Annotated in this window: 16 protein-coding genes; 12 read left to right on the top strand and 4 right to left on the bottom strand. The window is 68.8% G+C overall.

The genetic code is table 11. The features are described from left to right. Positions 1 to 105: 105 nt before the first annotated feature. The 10 genes from eccCb to QUE68_RS23085 all read left to right on the top strand — a co-directional run bounded on the left by eccCb (position 106) and on the right by QUE68_RS23085 (position 11,444). Positions 106 to 3,678: a type VII secretion protein EccCb gene (eccCb, locus tag QUE68_RS23130; RefSeq protein ID WP_284235126.1), complete on the top strand. Its 3,573-nt coding sequence runs from the start codon at positions 106 to 108 to the stop codon at positions 3,676 to 3,678. Continuing rightward, positions 3,660 to 4,814: a type VII secretion-associated protein gene (locus QUE68_RS23125; protein ID WP_284228608.1), complete on the top strand. Its 1,155-nt coding sequence runs from the start codon at positions 3,660 to 3,662 to the stop codon at positions 4,812 to 4,814. The genes eccCb and QUE68_RS23125 overlap by 19 nt, the downstream gene beginning before the upstream one ends. Before the next feature lie 67 nt (positions 4,815 to 4,881). Then, positions 4,882 to 5,193: a WXG100 family type VII secretion target gene (locus QUE68_RS23120; protein WP_284228607.1), complete on the top strand. Its 312-nt coding sequence runs from the start codon at positions 4,882 to 4,884 to the stop codon at positions 5,191 to 5,193. 31 nt (positions 5,194 to 5,224) lie between these two features. After that, a complete protein-coding gene (locus QUE68_RS23115) occupies positions 5,225 to 5,521 on the top strand; it encodes a WXG100 family type VII secretion target (protein WP_284228606.1) in 297 nt (98 codons plus the stop codon). A 260-nt stretch (positions 5,522 to 5,781) separates the two neighbouring features. Next, positions 5,782 to 6,225 carry a 50S ribosomal protein L13 gene (gene rplM, locus QUE68_RS23110; RefSeq protein ID WP_284228605.1) on the top strand — a complete coding sequence of 148 codons (444 nt, stop codon included), beginning with the start codon at positions 5,782 to 5,784 and terminating at the stop codon, positions 6,223 to 6,225. Further along, entirely contained in the window at positions 6,222 to 6,764 is a 543-nt protein-coding gene (gene rpsI / locus QUE68_RS23105; RefSeq protein WP_454786300.1) for a 30S ribosomal protein S9, read from the top strand. Before rplM ends, rpsI begins: the two co-directional genes overlap by 4 nt. A gap of 89 nt (positions 6,765 to 6,853) precedes the next feature. Further along, positions 6,854 to 8,188 (top strand): phosphoglucosamine mutase, encoded by a 1,335-nt coding sequence (glmM, locus tag QUE68_RS23100; protein ID WP_284228604.1) that lies wholly within the window; start codon positions 6,854 to 6,856, stop codon positions 8,186 to 8,188. 14 nt (positions 8,189 to 8,202) lie between these two features. Next, on the top strand, positions 8,203 to 9,720 hold the full coding sequence (gene glpK, locus QUE68_RS23095) for a glycerol kinase GlpK (RefSeq protein ID WP_284228603.1): 1,518 nt from the start codon (positions 8,203 to 8,205) through the stop codon (positions 9,718 to 9,720). A 75-nt stretch (positions 9,721 to 9,795) separates the two neighbouring features. After that, on the top strand, positions 9,796 to 10,077 hold the full coding sequence (locus QUE68_RS23090) for a type VII secretion target (protein ID WP_286274534.1): 282 nt from the start codon (positions 9,796 to 9,798) through the stop codon (positions 10,075 to 10,077). A 2-nt stretch (positions 10,078 to 10,079) separates the two neighbouring features. Beyond that, positions 10,080 to 11,444 carry a hypothetical protein gene (locus QUE68_RS23085; protein ID WP_286274533.1) on the top strand — a complete coding sequence of 455 codons (1,365 nt, stop codon included), beginning with the start codon at positions 10,080 to 10,082 and terminating at the stop codon, positions 11,442 to 11,444. A 13-nt stretch (positions 11,445 to 11,457) separates the two neighbouring features. Here the strand turns inward: QUE68_RS23085 and QUE68_RS23080 are convergent, their stop codons facing one another. Beyond that, positions 11,458 to 12,498, bottom strand: coding sequence for an LLM class F420-dependent oxidoreductase (locus QUE68_RS23080; protein WP_284228600.1), 1,041 nt, complete (start codon positions 12,496 to 12,498; stop codon positions 11,458 to 11,460). 34 nt (positions 12,499 to 12,532) lie between these two features. Continuing rightward, positions 12,533 to 13,378, bottom strand: coding sequence for a dienelactone hydrolase family protein (locus tag QUE68_RS23075; protein WP_284228599.1), 846 nt, complete (start codon positions 13,376 to 13,378; stop codon positions 12,533 to 12,535). Positions 13,379 to 13,434: 56 nt separating this feature from the next. Here QUE68_RS23075 and glmS point away from each other — a divergent pair, with 56 nt between their 5' ends. After that, entirely contained in the window at positions 13,435 to 15,303 is a 1,869-nt protein-coding gene (gene glmS, locus QUE68_RS23070; RefSeq protein ID WP_286274532.1) for a glutamine--fructose-6-phosphate transaminase (isomerizing), read from the top strand. Positions 15,304 to 15,309: 6 nt separating this feature from the next. Here the strand turns inward: glmS and QUE68_RS23065 are convergent, their stop codons facing one another. Together QUE68_RS23065 and QUE68_RS23060 are read right to left on the bottom strand one after the other, a co-directional pair. After that, the gene (locus QUE68_RS23065; protein ID WP_286274531.1) at positions 15,310 to 15,735 is read right to left on the bottom strand and encodes a hypothetical protein; all 426 of its coding nucleotides are present in this window, start codon (positions 15,733 to 15,735) and stop codon (positions 15,310 to 15,312) included. A gap of 70 nt (positions 15,736 to 15,805) precedes the next feature. Then, positions 15,806 to 16,702, bottom strand: coding sequence for an alpha/beta fold hydrolase (locus QUE68_RS23060; protein WP_286274530.1), 897 nt, complete (start codon positions 16,700 to 16,702; stop codon positions 15,806 to 15,808). 89 nt (positions 16,703 to 16,791) lie between these two features. On the opposite strand from QUE68_RS23060, the gene QUE68_RS23055 reads away from it, so the two are divergent. Continuing rightward, positions 16,792 to 17,292: a CGNR zinc finger domain-containing protein gene (locus tag QUE68_RS23055; protein WP_286274529.1), complete on the top strand. Its 501-nt coding sequence runs from the start codon at positions 16,792 to 16,794 to the stop codon at positions 17,290 to 17,292. Positions 17,293 to 17,382 lie beyond the last annotated feature (90 nt).

Genomic DNA, 17,382 nt, shown 5'->3' with positions numbered 1-17,382 from the left:
TCGTACCGCCTGGCCTCACCGTAACTCCGCGCGAAAGGGGGTATCGTCACCAAATTCCTTCGTCCGGCGTGGAACCGAATCGACTGTCGCAGCGTCAGTTCATCGATGGAACACCTCTACTCGGCACGTCTGCCCGCACCGCCGTTCGACGGCGGCCCGGTCGTCGTGAGGCGCCCACCGGACGTGCCCAAGGATCCGCCGTCGAACGTAGTTGGCAAGCTGCTGCCGGTGGTCATGCTCCTCGCCATGGCGGGCATGACGGTGCTCTACTTCACCTCCGGAGTTGCCTCGTCGCGCAGTCCGGCATTCCTGTTCCTGCCGGTCATGATGCTGGTGTCGGTGCTCGGGTCCGTGGCCTACCAGTCCCGGGGAGCGCGACGCGGTGGTGAGCTCGACGAGGACCGCCGCGCCTACCTCCGCTACCTCGACGGCGTGGCGGCCGACCTTGCGAGAACGGCTGTGGCGCAGCACGTATCCCTGCACTGGAGTCATGTCGATCCGGCATCATCGTGGACGCTGATCGGCGGTCCGCGGATGTGGGAGCGCCGACCCGGTGACGCCGACTTCTGCCAGGTGCGGGTGGGCATAGGTGCCCGTCCGCTGGCCACCGGCGTCGTGCCGCCCGAAATCGGTGACGACGACACCCGCGACCCGGTCACCGCCGAGGCGATCGAACGACTCGTCGCGGAACGGTCCACGGTGCCGGACGTGCCGATCACGGTCGACCTGCGGGCCCATCCTCGCATCGCGGTCGAGGGCCCACCCGACGCTGCCCGCGGCCTGGTGCGGGCCGTCGTATGCCAGCTGGCGGTACTGCACGGCCCAGACGTGGTCCGGGTCAGCGCGGTGGGCGCTCTCGCAGACCGGTACTGGGACTGGCTGAAATGGCTTCCCCATCATCGACATTCCGCGTCACCGCACCCGCCGATTCACTGCGTCGTCATCGTCGACGGCGAGGTGGTGGGTGCCCGACTCCATGGCGGCGACGGTGTCACGGTGCTGGTGATTGCGCAGCCGAGCGGTGAACGTCTGCGTCTCGACGTGGAGGGCGCGGACGCGTGGGACCGTCCGGACTCGTTGACGACCGCGCAGGCGGTGGCGTGTGCCAGACGGCTCGCAGCGTGTCGGCCGGGTACCGCGGGGACGGGCACGGCGTGGGCCGGACTGGTCGGGGTCGGCGGCCCCGCGCATCCCGACGTCGGGGAGGCGTGGCGGCCGCGGTCGGGTCCGCGTCGGCTCCGCGTGGCGATCGGCACGTCCGACGCGGGTGAACCGGTCGAACTGGACCTCAAGGAGGCGGCCAGGGGCGGGATGGGGCCGCACGGGTTGTGCATCGGCGCCACCGGATCGGGCAAGTCGGAGTTCCTGCGGACGCTCGCCCTCGGCCTGGTCAGCACCCACGGACCCGACGCCCTCAACCTCGTCCTCATCGACTTCAAGGGCGGTGCAACGTTTCTCGGGTTCGATCGACTCCGACACGTGGCGGCTGTGGTGACCAACCTGTCGGAGGAGGCGCATCTCGTCGCACGCATGCAGGACGCGTTGACCGGTGAGATGATGCGCCGGCAACGGGTACTGCGGGACGCGGGGCACCTCCCGAATGTCGACGCGTACGACTCGGCGCGAGCCGGACGTCCCGACCTCGCGCCGTTGCCCGCGCTGTTCGTCATCGTCGACGAGTTCTCCGAACTGCTCAGCCAGCACCCCGACTTCGCCGAGCTGTTCGTGGCGATCGGTCGCGTGGGACGGTCGCTCGGCATGCACCTGCTGCTGGCCAGTCAGCGTCTGGACGAGGGCCGGCTCCGCGGTGTGGAGACCCACCTGTCCTACCGCATCTGCCTGAAGACGTTCTCCGCCGGTGAGTCCCGCGCCGTGCTCGGGACCACCGACGCCTACGAGCTTCCCGGCGCTCCGGGTGCGGCCGTGCTCAAGACGGCCTCCGGTGAGCTGGTCCGGTTCCAGACGGCATTCGTGTCGGGTCCGGTCGCCCCCGACGCCAACCCCCGCAGTCCCGGGCCGTGCCTGTTCACTGCCCGCCCCGAGTGCCCTCCGGCGGGGTCGGACGTCAGCGGCGGGGGCAGCCGGACGCTGCTCGACGTGGTCGTCGAGGGGTTGGCCGACCGGGGGCGACCGGCACATCGGGTGTGGCTTCCGCCATTGGACGGGTCGCCATCGCTGAGCGCGTTGCTCGGTGACAGCGTCCGGTGTCGCCCGCGGCTCGTCGTGCCAATGGGTCTGGTGGACAACCCCTTTGCGCAACGGCATGACACCTTGCTGGTGGACCTGCGGGATGCCGGCGGCAACGTAGCCATCGTCGGCGGGCCGCGATCGGGAAAGACGACCGCGCTCCTCAGCCTGGTCGCGGGGTTGGCGTCGACCCACGACCCCGACACGGTGCACGTCTACGGCCTGGACTTCGGCGGCGGGTCATCGTCGCTGCGACACCTGCCCCACGTCGGCGCGATGGCGGGCAGAGCCGACCGCGACCTCGCCCGCAGGATCGTGGCGCATGTGCAAGGCGTTCTGCGTGACCGCGAGACGCGACGGCGTTTCGGCGACAACCGGTTCGGCGGTGACACCTTCTTGGTGATCGACGGCTGGGCGGTCGCGCGCCAGGAGTTCGAGGGTATGGAGGAAGCGATCACGGCGATCGCGGCCCAGGGTCTCTCGGTCGGTGTGCACGTCGTCCTCACCGCATCCCGGTGGGCCGACATTCGGCCGGCCCTGAAGGACCATCTGGGTACCCGCGTCGAGTTGTGTCTGGGTGATCCGGCCGATTCGGAGATGGACCGCAAGCGCGCCCGTCTGCTCGGCGTTCGTCCCGCTGGCCACGGAATCACCAGCGCAGGACTCGAATTCGTCGTCGCCAGACCGGATGACGTCGATGCGACGGCTCTGGCCGCGCGTCATCCCGGTCGGCTCGCGCCCGCGGTACGACTCCTGCCGACGCGGGTTCCCCACGACGAGGTCGTCGCGACGTCACCCGGCGACCTCACCATCGGGATCGACGAGCATGCCCTGGCCCCCGTGGCCATGGACTTCGCGGTGTCCCCGCATCTGCTGATCCTCGGCGACACCGAATGCGGAAAGACCGCCACCCTGCGCGTGCTATGCCGAGAGATCATGCGCACGAACGATTCTGCCGCGGCCAGCCTTCTCGTCGTCGACTTTCGTCGAACCCTGCTGGGGGTCGTCGAGTCCGACCACCTCCTCGGGTACGCCATGTCCGCCGCGTCGGCCGAGTCCCACGTCGCGGCCACGGTGCGCCTGCTGACCGGCAGACTGCCGGGCGAACACGTCACCCAGGGGCAGTTGCGCGACCGGACGTGGTGGTCGGGGCCGGACGTGTACGTGATCGTCGACGACTACGACCTGGTGGCCGGCACCTCGGGCAACCCACTCCTGCCACTACTGGACCTGCTTCCGCATGCCCGGGATCTCGGGCTGCACGTCGTGATCGCCCGTCGCTCCGGCGGTGCGGCCCGCGCCATGTTCGACCCGATCCTCGCGCGGCTGAAGGATCTCGGCTGCACGGGGTTGATGATGAGTGCGGGCCCCGACGAGGGCGTGCTGCTGGGCTCGGTGCGGCCGTCACCGCTGCCGGCGGGCCGCGGCACGCTGATCCGGCGCGGGCAGGCCGACCGTCTGATCCAGGTGTCGTGGTCACCACCGTCGTGAGCGAGGCCGTCGTCGTGGTCGGCCCGGGGCTGATCACCGGACCCGGCACGGTCGATCGCGACGACGCGGTCACGGCACTGGAATGCATCGACGACGATCTCGCGCTCCTCGAGGACCGGGTGGTCGCGGTCGACGACGTGTGGCGAGACGTCCTGGGGTCGGCAGCCGGAGGGCCGTGTGCCCGGATGTTCCTCATCTGCCCGTCGTGGTGGCCGGAGGCGCGTGTCGATCGCGTCGTCGCGGCGGCCGAGTGGTGGTCGGCGAGCGTCTCGGTGCTCACGAGGGTCGAGGTGCTGAAGACGGCCGCCACGGTGGTGGAGGTGGCGCCCGACCTGCTCGTCGTCCAGACCGACGGGCGGCGACGCGTGATCGCACGGACCGGTGCCGATGCGGCCGCCCTCGACGCGGTGGTGTCCAGCGTCGAGGGGCTGGCCACCGTGACCGTCGACGTCCCTGCGGGGGTGACACCGTTCGGTGCCGAACTCGTTGGCGCGCTGCGGCGCCGAGGCGTCGACGTGACGTGCGAGTCCGATCAGACGCTCGTCGCGGCCGTTCGTCGGGATGACGCCGCGCGTCGGGCGGAGCAGTCGGTCCGGCACCACCTGACGCCGCGGGCGGCCGCGCTCGCGGTGGCGATCCTGTCGGTGGCTGCCTTGACGGCGGCGGCCCTCGGGCTCGGACCCGCCCCCGACGAAGTCCCGGCCGCGGCGTGGCTCGTCGAGGGACGCGTCGCGCTCGAGGTGCCGGCGCAGTGGACCGTGGAGCGGGTCACCTCCGGCCCCGGTTCGGCTCGGGTGCAGGTGGTTTCGACAATGGACCGGATCGAGTCGATTCACCTGACCCAGTCCTGGGTGCCCGAGGGCCAGACGCTGGATGCCGCCGCCGAGGCACTCGCGAAGGCGCTCGCCGAGCAGCCGGACGGGATCTTCGTCGACTTCACCCCGGCCGGTGAACGCGCGCACCGTCCCGCCGTCACGTATCGGGAGATTCGTCCGGACCGGCACATCGACTGGACGGTGCTGCTCGACGGGCACGTACGGATCGCGATCGGTTGCCAGGGCGCCGCGGATCGGCCGGGCCCGGCGGTCCCGTGCGACCGGGCGATCCGGTCGGCCCATGCGGTGACGCCGAAGTGACCGACCCACGAGGGAACCGAACGGGGTGTCGGCGCGTCGAACCATGCATACGACGGAAGGGAAAGCGATGACCAGTACAGCGTTGAACACCGATCTGGGATTGATGACGTCGGTCGCGGGCAAGATCGACGGCCGCAACGAGGAGACCAGGGCGATGCTGCGGACCTTCATCGGTCAGATGAGCAGCGTCCCGCCCTCGGTGTGGGGCGGCGTCGCAGCAGCTCGGTTCCGCGACGTCGTCGACCGGTGGAACACCGAGTCGCTCGCCCTGCATCAGTCCTTGCAACGGATCGCGGAGACCATCCGCCTCAACGAGCGGACGCTGCGCGAGGCTGCCGATCAGCACTCCCACCGAATCGCGTCGACCGACGTCCTCTAGCCACCCATCCACCCATGCGAATGGAGCACCCATGGATCCGGTTCTGTCATACGACTTCCACGAGATCGAGTTCACCGTCCGGCAGGAGATCCACCAGACGTCCGCGAGGTTCAATGCGGCGTTGGACGACCTGCGCGCCCAGATAGCGCCGCTGCAGGCCGTCTGGACCCGTGAAGCGGCGGAGGCCTACCGCGTCGAGCAGGCCAGATGGGATCGGTCGGCGGCCGCGTTGAACGAGATCCTGATCTCGTTGGGCAACGCGGTGCGCGACGGATCGGACGACGTGGCGGACACCGACCGGCGCGCGGCGGGGGCCTGGGGGTTCTAGCCGCGGCCGCATGAGACCCTGTGCGGTCCCGAACGGGAGGAGAGCCCCGGAGGGACCGCACAGTCATGTCAGGGGCGGCCCGGGAGATGGCGTTTTGACCTGCGATGACAGTGGCCGGTAGGCTGCGACGTTGGCGCGCGGCGAGTCCGTTGGACTCTGCGGGTCCTCGGGTCTATGTCGGTCGCCGAGAACCCCACCGCACGCATTGACCGACACCCGGGTCACCCCGGGACAAACCCGAGAGAAGAGAAGGTAGCGCTGTGCCTACGTACACGCCGAAGGCGGGTGACACCACGCGCACGTGGCATGTCATCGACGCCACCGACGTGGTCCTCGGCCGGCTCGCCGTTCAAGCAGCAACCCTGCTGCGCGGCAAGCACAAGCCGACGTTCACGCCGAATGTCGATGGTGGCGATTTCGTCATCATCATCAACGCCGACAAGGTCGCCATCGGTGGCGACAAGTTGAACAACAAGTTCGCCTACCGCCACTCGGGTTACCCGGGCGGGCTGCGCAGGCGCACCATCGGCGAAATGATGGCCAAGAACCCGGAACGGGTCGTGGAGAACGCGATCGTCGGCATGCTGCCCCACAACAAGCTGAGCCGTCAGGTTCAGAAGAAGTTGAAGGTCTACGCAGGGCCGGAACATCCGCACATCGCCCAGCAGCCCGTTCCGTTCGAGATCAAGCAGGTGGCCCAGTGACCGAGACGACCGACGTGACCGAAACGACTGACGTGACCGAACCGACCGAGATCGACGAGGCGGAGATCGCGGCACCGGAAGGCGCCGAGACCGTGGACGTCGTCGAGACCGCAGCGGAGGACGAGGCCCCGGCCCGCGAGCCGCTGCTGCTCGACCGTCCCGTGCAGACCGTCGGCCGCCGCAAGGAGGCCGTGGTCCGGGTCCGCCTGACTCCGGGCACCGGCAAGTTCACCCTCGACGGCCGCAGCCTGGAGGAGTACTTCCCGAACAAGGTGCACCAGCAGCTCATCAAGGCGCCGCTGGTGCTCGTCGACCGGCTCGACACGGTCGACATCTTCGCCCACCTCGATGGTGGCGGCCCGTCCGGACAGGCGGGCGCGCTGCGTCTGGCCATCGCCCGCGCGCTCATCATCGTGCAGCCCGAGGACCGGCCGCCCCTGAAGAAGGCCGGCTTCCTCACGCGTGACCCGCGTGCCATCGAGCGCAAGAAGTACGGTCTGAAGAAGGCCCGCAAGGCGCCTCAGTACAGCAAGCGCTGATCCTCGAGAATTGCTGACCCGCGAGCAGTGCGCGGCTGGACCGTTTCGACGTCCGGCCGTGCACTGCTCTCGGTCTATCTAGGAGGGGCATGGGTCGACTGTTTGGCACCGATGGTGTGCGCGGTGTCGCCAACACCGATCTGACCGCCGAGTTGGCCCTCGCGCTCGGCTCGGCCGCGGCGCGTCGACTGGGCACCTCCGGCAGTCAGCGCCGAGTGGCCGTCGTCGGGCGTGATCCGCGGGCCAGCGGCGAGATGCTCGAAGCTGCGGTCATCGCCGGTATCACCAGTGAGGGCGTCGACGTTCTGCGAGTGGGGGTCCTACCGACCCCGGCCGTCGCGCATCTGACCGGCGTCTACCGCGCCGAGTTCGGCGTGATGATCTCGGCGTCGCACAATCCGATGCCGGACAACGGCATCAAGATCTTCGGACCCGGCGGCCACAAGCTCGACGACGCTGCCGAGGACCGCATCGAAGAACTCCTCGGCGCCGGACCCGGCCACCGACCGGTCGGCGCGGGCATCGGCCGGGTGCTCGACGCCGGCGACGCGCTCGAGCGCTACCTCCGGCACGTGGCCACGGCCGCCCCCGCACCGCTCGACGGAGTGACCGTCGTCGTGGACTGCGCGCACGGTGCTGCGTCGATCGCGGCGCCCCTGGCCTACCGCGCCGCCGGCGCCAAGGTCATTGCGATCAACGCAGAACCCAACGGGCTCAACATCAATGACGGCTGCGGGTCGACGCACATGGACGTTCTGCAGCACGCCGTGCTGACCCATGGCGCAGATCTGGGCCTGGCTCACGACGGTGACGCCGACCGCTGCCTCGCCGTCGACGCCGGGGGACAGGTCGTCGACGGCGACGCCATCATGGTCATCCTCGCGCTGGCCATGCGCGATGCCGGAGAGCTGGCGTCGAACACCCTGGTCGCCACCGTGATGAGCAATCTGGGTCTGCACATCGCGATGCGGGACGAGGGTATCGAGGTCCGGACCACCGCCGTCGGCGACAGGTACGTGCTGGAAGAGCTTCGCGCCGGGGCGTATTCACTCGGCGGGGAACAGTCCGGCCACATCGTGATGCCCTCGCTCGGGACGACCGGCGACGGGATCGCCACCGGACTGCGCCTGATGGCACGCATGGCCCAGACCCGCTCGACGCTGGCGGTCTTGGCCGCGCCCATGCGGACACTCCCCCAGGTGCTGATCAACGTCGAGGTGGCGGACAAGGCCACCGTCGCCGAGGCGCCGTCGGTGCAGTCCGCGGTGGCCGAGGCGGAGGCGGAACTCGGTGACACCGGTCGAATTCTGTTGCGGCCCTCCGGAACCGAACAGGTGGTTCGGGTCATGGTCGAGGCCGCCGATGAGGACACCGCACGACTGCTCGCCTCGCGCGTCGCGGATTCGGTGAGCGAACAACGATAGGTAGGGGAGCACCGTTGACTGAGTTCGTCGCTGCGATCGACCAGGGCACCACCAGTACCCGGGCAATGATCTTCGACCACGACGGTGCCGAGGTCGGCAGACACCAGCTCGAGCACGAGCAGATCCTGCCGAAGGCGGGCTGGGTGGAGCACAACCCCGTCGAGATCTGGGAGCGGACCGCCGCGGTTCTCATGTCGGCGCTCAACAACACCAAGCTGCAGGCGAGTGACCTGTGCGCGCTCGGCATCACCAATCAGCGTGAGACGGCCCTGGTCTGGAACAAGCGGACCGGCCGGCCGTACTACAACGCCATCGTCTGGCAGGACACCCGCACCGACCGCATCGCCTCGGCGCTGGACCGCGACGGCCGTGGCGACGTGATCCGCCACCGGGCCGGTTTGCCGCCGGCGACCTACTTCTCCGCCGCGAAAGTGCAGTGGATCCTGGAGAACGTCGACGGTGTGCGCGAGGCCGCCGAGCGCGGTGAGGCACTCTTCGGCACCAGCGACAGCTGGGTGGTGTGGAATCTGACCGGCGGCCCGCGCGGCGGCGTGCACGTCACCGACGTGACCAACGCCAGCCGGACCATGCTGATGGACCTCGAGACCCTGGACTGGGACGATGAGTTGTTGTCGTTCTTCGACATTCCGCGCCAGATGCTGCCAACGATCGTGCCGTCATCCTCGCCCGAGCCCTACGGCACGACCCTGGACACCGGGCCGTTGGGTGGCGAGGTGCCGATCACCGGCATCCTCGGCGACCAGCAGGCGGCGATGGTCGGGCAGGTGTGCCTGGCACCCGGTGAGGCCAAGAACACCTACGGGACGGGAAACTTCCTGCTGCTCAACACCGGTGAGAAGATCGTCCGCTCGGAGAACGGTTTGCTCACCACCGTCTGCTACCGCTTCGGTGACGCGAAACCCGTTTATGCCCTTGAGGGTTCGATCGCCGTCACGGGCTCGGCCGTGCAGTGGCTGCGCGATCAGCTCGGCATCATCAGCGGCGCCGAGCACAGTGAGTCGCTCGCCAGGCAGGTCGAGGACAACGGCGGGGTGTACTTCGTACCCGCCTTCTCTGGCCTGTTCGCGCCCTACTGGCGGTCCGATGCCCGCGGCGCCATCGTGGGACTGTCACGGTTCAACACCAACGCCCACGTGGCGCGGGCGACGTTGGAGGCCATCTGCTATCAGAGTCGCGACGTCGTCGATGCCATGGAGGCGGACTCCGGTGTGCACCTCGAGGTGTTGAAGGTGGACGGCGGGATCACCGCGAACAGGCTGTGCATGCAGATCCAGGCCGACGTTCTCGGTGTCGACGTGATCAAGCCACAGGTGGCCGAGACGACGGCCCTCGGCGCCGCGTACGCGGCGGGGCTGGCGGTCGGCTTCTGGGACGACCCCGACGATCTGCGGGCCAATTGGCAGGAGGACGAGCGCTGGACGCCGTCCTGGGACGACGACCAGCGGGCGTCCGGTTATGCGGGCTGGCAGAAGGCGGTGCAGCGCACACTCGACTGGGTCGACGTCGAATAGAGCTCACGCCTCGAGGGAACCGGACGGCCGCCTGCCGCGTCATAACCCGGTATGGAACGAAATGAGTCGGCTCACGTGGACGTCGGGGCGCTGCTCGACGTGGCCAGCAGGTGCGACGCGGTCGCCGACGTCGTCGAGGGGATCGCCAGAGACCGTCTGGACCGGCTGACCTTCGGCGCCGGCCACGCGGGCCGTGACTACGCCGAACGCGGCGAAGCGCTCCGGCGAGCCGTCGACGACGTCGTCGACCAAATGCACGTGTGGGGCCGGGCGATGCGTGAGATCGCAGCTGCGCTGAGGGTTTCCGGTGCCCGCTACGTCGACGCCGATGTGCGCGGCGCGGCTCGGCTGGGGTGACGGTGGCCAACCCCTACGACGTGGACGCCCGGCTCGCCGAGGGACGGCCCGCCATCGACGACGTCGAGGAGTACATCGCGGCGTGTCGTCGGCTCGGCTATCAACATCGGGACCTGACGATGCACGTCGCCCAGGTACGTGACTGGTACGGCAGCGAGGAGGGCATGGACCTGCACGCCTTGGAGGCCGATCACGCCACGCTGTCGGTGGCGGCGTCGGCCGCCGAGGAGGCCGCGCGGTGTCACGCCGACCTGGCCTCGGCGCTGTCGTCGGCGTGGTCCGGTGGGGGCTCGGCCGCGGCGCACCAATTCTTCTGGCGCACAGGGGAAGCGGCCTCTGCGGTGAGCGCGGCGGTGCGGACGGCGGCGGACGGCGCGGCGACGCTTCGGGACGCACTATGGCGGGCCGTGGACGCCAGGGTGGTTGCCACTGAGACCGTCGAGGACAGGTCGGCGGCGCAGCGCGCCGAGTGGCTGACCGCCGCGAAGACGGTGACGACCGGTGTCGGCGATCTCGCGGCCGCCAGCGAGTTGATCGAGTTGCAGGTGAAGCCCTTCGTCGACGTCGAGGTCGGGTCGAACTGGCTGGCTGCGATGCGGACCGCCGTCGCGTCGATCAATGCCGCCTACGACGCGGCCCTCGCGGATCTGGCCTCCGCACCGCGCGCGACGTTCGGCGTCCCCGGCGATATCGGCCCACGACCGGCCGGCTACGTCAGAGCGACCGACGCCCAGGGCACCGCGATGGCGCCCGTCCACACCGTTCCGGCGGCGGCCGCCCCGCCGGCTCTCGCTGCCGCCGCCGTTCCCGCTCCTGCCGCCATGACTCCGGCCGCAGCGTCGTCGGGTCCGGCGCCCGCAGCGGCGGTGCCCCTCGCGGAGCCTGCCCCATCGGTGCCGGCGTCCCTTCCCGTCGCACCGGCGATGCCGTCGGTGCCGTCGACGGGTGACCTCGGCGCGGGCGCGTCGAGCCTGGGCTCTGGTATTTCGGGCTTCGGGCAGCAGTTGGCCGACCTCATCGGCAGTCTGGTCGGTTCGACGGATGAGAAACTACCGGGTGCCGACGAGCTCACCGATCCGACCGATGCCGAGGATGAGCCCGCCGCCGACGAACCCGCGGACGATGGCGAGCCCGTGGACCCGACCGAGGACGATGAGGCCAAGCCCGCCGACGAACCCGAAGAACCGAGCGAGGAGACCGTGAACACGCCTGCGCCCGAACCACTTCCGCCAGCGGAGCCGGTGTCGACTCCGGTCCCCGCACCAGCTGAGGTGGCGCCCGCCCCGGTGGTCGACCCGCCACTGGAGGCGGAGGAGCCAACCCCGTGCGAGATCGCCGCCGACGAACTGCCCCAGGTGGGGGAGTAGCCGACGGTCCTGGCTAGTGCGCCAGCGCGACTAGTTCCTCGCAGAACTTCACCGCTTCACGGTCGTCACCGGTGAGTGGATGCACCAGCATCGTGGTCACCCCGGCTTCGGCGTAGGCGGCCAGTCGCTCCTTGACGAAACCGCTTGGGCCGACCAGCGATACGTTGCGCACCAACTCGTCGGGCACCGCGGCGATGGCTTCTTCCTTCTTGCCCGCGAGGTACAGGTCCTGGATGCGGTCGGCGACCTCACCGAAGCCGTATCGGGTGGCCAGGTTGTGGTAGAAGTTCTTGCCCCTGGCGCCCATACCGCCGATGTACAGCGCCAGTTGGGGTTTCGCCCATGCCAGGCGGTCGTCGACGTCGTCGCCGATGGCCAGGCTGGCCGAGACCATCACGTCGAGCGGACCCAGCGCTGGGTCGCGCTTCGCATTGCCTGCGCGCAGCGCATCGCCCCAGACGTCGTCGGCCCTCTCAGGGAAGTAGAACACTGGCTGCCACCCCTCGGCGATCTCCGCGGTGAGTTGCACGTTCTGAGGTCCGAGTGCGGCGATGGTGATCGGAATACGTTCGCGGACAGGATGATTGATGAGCTTGAGCGGCTTGCCCAGTCCGGTGCCGCGGTCCGCGGGGAGCGGGATCTGGTAGTGCTTGCCGTCGTGCTGCACCTTCTCGCGCCGCCAGACCTGACGGCAGATCTCGACGACCTCGCGGGTGCGGCCCATCGGGGCGTCGAACGGAACGCCGTGAAAGCCCTCCACCACCTGCGGGCCCGAGGTGCCGATGCCGAGCCGGAACCGCCCATCGGAGACGTAGTCCATCCCGGCCGCCGTCATCGCCAGCAGTGTCGGCGTCCGGCTGTAGATCGGCACGACGCCGGAACCCAGCTCGATGGTGGACGTCTTGGCGGCGAGGTACCCCAGCTGGCTGATGGCGTCGTAGGAGTAGGCCTCGGCGACGAGGGCGATGTCGACACCGCACTTCTCGAGTTCGACGACCTGGTCGGCTGCCTCCCGGAAGCCGCTGGCATAGCTCAGGAAGATTCCGGTGCGCATGCTGGAGTTATATCACCGTCGAAGAACGCGGCTGTCAGGGCTTGAGCAGCGCGACGACCTTGTTCTCCAGATCGATGGGATCGTCGGAGAACGGATCGAGGACCTCGGCATTCGGCAGCGCCAGGTCGGAGTCGGAGAAGTCCCGGTAGGTCTTGTCGCCGGTGAGTTGGTGCAGCAGGTAGCCGGTGAGGAGCGCGCGCACGATCTTCTGAGTGCCCCGGTCGGCGCCGGGCATTTTGAATACGCGGGCAAGGCGGCGGCCTTCGACCAGTCCACCGGCCGTCACGTTCTTCATCGTGCGCAGGGTCGCTGGCTTCCAGGCCCGGGCCAGCTCCACCGCGTTGGACCGCAACGACATGGGATCGCCGGGATCGGCGAGGATGAGGCCCGGCATGGCCAGACTCGTCGCGGGCTGCACGGCGGGCGGTTTGGAGGAGGTCGGGAACAGGGCGACGGCGGTCTTCAGCCTGCCGGGCATGCCCGCCGCGGCGAACACGGCGGCCGAACCACCGAAACCGTGACCCGCGACCGCCAACTTGGTGGGGTGCACGCTGATCTTGCCCGGGCCGAGTCGCACGCCGGAGATGATGTCGAGCGTCGTACCCAGGTCGAAGGCCAGGTTGAGCACCGACGGCGCGAAGCTGGTCTCGGTGTGCGGGGCGGCCGCGACGATGCCCCAGGACGCCAGGTGCTCCAGCGTCCCGGCATAGCGGTCGGCGCTCGCCAGCCAGTCGTGACCGAACGCCACGCCGGGCAGGTTCATCCCCGAGTCGGGGGTGTACACGATGCCCGGCAATCCGGCGAAGGCCAGGTCACCGCGGAGCACGCGATGAGGTCCCCGACGGGTCAACGCAGCGAAGAGTTTCTTCGTCTTGGCCACCCGATGACCGTAGCTCACACGGGTCGGGTGCGGCGGCTGCACTACCCTGGTTGGTCATGTGCGGAATCGTCGGGTACGTCGGGCAGCGTCCGGCCCGCGACATCGTCGTCGACGCCCTCCGCCGGATGGAGTACCGCGGCTACGACTCGTCGGGGGTCGCTCTCCTGGACGGCGCGGGAGGCATGGCGGTGCACAGACGCGCCGGTCGACTCGCCAATCTCGAGGCTGCGCTCGCCGAGGCCGACGCCGCGGGTCTGACGGGCAACACCGGCATGGGCCACACCCGATGGGCCACGCACGGCAGGCCGACGGACCGCAATGCCCACCCGCATCGCGACGCGGCGGGCAAGATCGCCGTCGTCCACAACGGCATCATCGAGAACTTCACCGCGCTGCGTGCCGAGTTGGAGGCCACCGGCGTCGAGTTCGCGAGTGACACCGACACCGAGGTCGCCGTGCACCTGGTGTCCTGGCAGTACCACCACGGACCCACCGCGGGTGACTTCGTCGGCTCGGTCATGGCAGTCCTACCGCGCCTGGAGGGCCACTTCACACTGGTGTTCGCCAGCGCCGACGATCCGGACACGATCGTGGCCGCCCGCCGCTCCACGCCCCTGGTGATCGGCGTCGGGCACGGCGAGATGTTCATCGGTTCCGACGTCGCGGCGTTCATCGAGCACACCCGCGAGGCCGTCGAGCTGGGCCAGGACCAGGCGGTCGTCATCCATGCCGACGGATACGAGATCTACGACTTCCACGGCAACCGGGACGACGCCGCCGCCCGGCCCTTTCACATCGACTGGGATCTGTCCGCCGCCGAGAAGGGCGGCTACGACTACTTCATGCTCAAGGAGATCGCCGAGCAGCCCGCCGCGGTCGCCGACACCTTGCTCGGGCACTTCGTCGACGGGCGCATCGTGCTCGACGAACAGCGCCTCAGTGACCAGGAACTCCGCGAAATCGACAAGGTGTTCATCGTCGCGTGCGGTACCGCCTACCACTCGGGGCTGCTGGCCAAGTACGCGATCGAGCACTGGACGCGGCTGCCCGTCGAGGTCGAAGTCGCCAGTGAGTTCCGCTATCGCGACCCCGTGCTGGACCGCAGCACGCTGGTGATCGCCATCTCGCAGTCCGGCGAGACCGCGGACACGTTGGAGGCGGTGCGGCATGCAAAGGGGCAGAAGGCCAAGGTCCTGGCCATCTGCAACACCAACGGCAGCCAGATTCCGCGCGAGTGCGACGCGGTGCTCTACACGCGCGCCGGCCCCGAGATCGGCGTCGCCTCCACCAAGACATTCCTGGCTCAGATCGCTGCCAATTACCTGGTCGGACTGGCGCTGGCGCAGGCGCGGGGCACCAAGTACCCCGACGAGGTCGCGCGCGAATTCGACGAGCTCGAAGGCATGCCCGACCTGATCGCCAAGGTGTTGGCATGCATGGAGCCCGTGACCGCGTTGGCGCACCGCTTCGCCCAGTCCCAGACGGTGCTGTTCCTTGGCCGCCACGTCGGGTTCCCGGTCGCGCTCGAGGGCGCGCTCAAGCTGAAGGAACTGGCGTACATGCATGCCGAGGGCTTCGCGGCCGGTGAGCTCAAGCACGGGCCGATCGCCCTCATCGAGGACGACGTGCCCGTCATCGTCGTCATGCCGTCGCCGAAGAACGCCGCGATCCTGCACAGCAAGCTGTTGAGCAACATTCGCGAGATTCAGGCGCGCGGCGCGATCACCATCGTCATTGCCGAGGAGGGCGACGACACCGTCCGCCCCTACGCCGATCACCTCATCGAGATGCCGGCCGTCTCAACGCTCTTCCAGCCGCTGCTGTCGACCATTCCGCTGCAGGTCTTCGCGGCGGGGGTGGCGCAGGCGCGGGGCTACGACGTGGACAAGCCGCGCAACCTGGCGAAGTCCGTCACCGTCGAGTAGGCGCGGTTACGGGTCCAGGCAGTCCAACCGCGAGGTGAAGCGGTGTCCGCTCTCGGCGTTGATGCCGTTGCTCGTCACCCCGCTGGCGACGCCATCGAGACCCACCACGCCGGTGTAGAGCTGGTGTTGACCGTTGTCGTAGTCGACGGAGACGTTGTAGCGGCCATCCTCGGTGATTCCGCCGCGAACGACCCCCTTCTTCGTATCGCTGCCGTTGCTGGCGGTCGCCCCGCCGACCGCCCGCAGGCCGCCGGAGTAGAACTCGACGTACCACGGGGTTCCGGTTTCATCGATGATCGATCGCCCGGCGAATCCCCACTGCGAGCACTCCGAGGCCAGGGGTACCGGTGGAAGGGCTTGCGCCGCAGGGGCGGTCATCAATCCGATCGTGCCCATGACTGCCACCAAGGCGTGGATCAAACCGTGTTTCATCGTCGATTCCTTCCGGTCGTTCGACGTCCAAATCTAGGTCGCGAGACGGATCGAGAAATCAGGTGTTTCCCTATGGTTTCCATGCCGGTCGGCGCGCGTGCGAGCCGAGCTCCCGAGCCAGGAACGGTCGAATCAGTGCGACGGCGGCGTCCAGTCGGCTCTCCAACAGGAAGTGGCCGCCGTCGAGCAGATTGATGTCGGCGTGCGGGAGGTCACGACCGAACGCCAAGGCGCCGTCGGGTCCGAAGATCTGGTCGTTGCGGCCCCACACCGCCAGCAGCGGCACCTGCGACGTTCGAAGGTATTCGTGTACCCGTGGGTAGAGCTCGACGTTGGTGAGGTAGTCGGCGAACAGTTTCAGCTGGATCGCGACGGCGTCCTCGGTGTCGGCGACCGCGGCGTGGGCGTTGACCCATGCGTCGGGGTCGACGAGCGTCGGATCCGAAACCCCGTGCGTGTATTGCCATTTGATGCCGTCGAGGCTGACGAGTGCGCGCAGTGCGTCGGCATTGGCATTGGAGCGGTCCCGGCCATAGGCGAACAGCGGCTCCATCGCGTCGCCAACGAAGCCCTCGACGTAGGCATTGCCGTTCTGGGTGACGATCGCCGCGATGCGCTCCGGATGCCGCAACGCCAGACGCCAGCCCACGGGTGCGCCGTAGTCCTGGACGTAGAGGGCGTACCGCGTGAGTCCGAGATGGTCGAGCAGCGCGTCGACGTAGTCGGCGAGCGCATCGAAGGTGTAGTCGAAGTCGTCGACGTTCGGCCGCTCTGACTGGCCGAACCCCGGGTAGTCGGGGGCGATCACTCGATACCGGTCGGAGAGTGCGGGAATCAGGTTCCGGTACATGTGCGAACTCGCCGGCGTGCCGTGCAGCAGCACGATTGCGGACGCGTCCTCTCGCCCTGCTTCGCGGTAGAAGATCTGGCGGCCCATGATCTCGGCGTAGCGGTGATGTGTCGCCATGTCTAACCTCTTCGTATCGTTTGAGTGGTTACAAGGGGCTAGTCAACTCGCTCTGTTGCTAACCTGTCAAGTGTTCTATGGTGGTTAGTATGCGGATGGACTGGTCGGAGGTGTTACTCGACCTGTTGAACACCACTCCGGTCGTCGACGGGGTCGACACCGACGTGTTGGCCGACGCCGCGTCGGCCCGACGCTGGCTGGATCTACGCGACGGGGACGGCCACGGCGTCGACCGTGTCCGCGAGGTGAGAGACGATCTGCAGCGCGTCGTCCGCGGGCGGGCCCACGCCGACGTTCTCAATCGCTACCTCGCGGCCGTCCGTCAGGTGCCGAGGATCCACGGCGACGGACTGGACTGGGACCTCGGCGCCTCGGCCGACTGGGCGGCGCGGGTCGTGTTGGCGTGGGGTCGGCTGCAGAACGAGCGGCCGGGACGGTTGCGGCCCTGCGCCAACGACGAGTGCCACCTGTTCCTGCTCGATCGCAGTCGTGCGGGCACGGGCCGCTGGTGCTCGATGAGCGGATGCGGCAACCGGATGAAGGCGCGTCGGCACTACGGCAGGACGGTGGGCAGGGCCGACGGTCCGTGAGTGGGCGGGCGCCGCGGTCCGCCTGTTCTATGAGGTGGCGCTGAACTCCGGTGGCACGTCGGCCCTGGAACCGGGCCTTCGCCCCGAATA

It is taken from the genome of Mycolicibacterium sp. TUM20985 (assembly GCF_030295745.1).
Taxonomy (GTDB): Bacteria; Actinomycetota; Actinomycetes; order Mycobacteriales; family Mycobacteriaceae; genus Mycobacterium.
This window is presented reverse-complemented; position numbering and strand designations above follow the sequence as displayed.

Bases quoted from the DNA above. Each gene is read 5' to 3' on its own strand.
- eccCb (WP_284235126.1), top strand. From the start codon at position 106: ATGGAACACCTCTACTCGGCACGTCTGCCCGCACCGCCGTTCGACGGC.
- QUE68_RS23120 (WP_284228607.1), top strand. From the start codon at position 4,882: ATGACCAGTACAGCGTTGAACACCGATCTGGGATTGATGACGTCGGTC.
- QUE68_RS23115 (WP_284228606.1), top strand. From the start codon at position 5,225: ATGGATCCGGTTCTGTCATACGACTTCCACGAGATCGAGTTCACCGTC.
- glmM (WP_284228604.1), top strand. From the start codon at position 6,854: ATGGGTCGACTGTTTGGCACCGATGGTGTGCGCGGTGTCGCCAACACC.
- QUE68_RS23080 (WP_284228600.1), bottom strand. From the start codon at position 12,498: ATGCGCACCGGAATCTTCCTGAGCTATGCCAGCGGCTTCCGGGAGGCA.
- glmS (WP_286274532.1), top strand. From the start codon at position 13,435: ATGTGCGGAATCGTCGGGTACGTCGGGCAGCGTCCGGCCCGCGACATC.
- QUE68_RS23065 (WP_286274531.1), bottom strand. From the start codon at position 15,735: ATGAAACACGGTTTGATCCACGCCTTGGTGGCAGTCATGGGCACGATC.
- QUE68_RS23060 (WP_286274530.1), bottom strand. From the start codon at position 16,702: ATGGCGACACATCACCGCTACGCCGAGATCATGGGCCGCCAGATCTTC.
- QUE68_RS23055 (WP_286274529.1), top strand. From the start codon at position 16,792: ATGCGGATGGACTGGTCGGAGGTGTTACTCGACCTGTTGAACACCACT.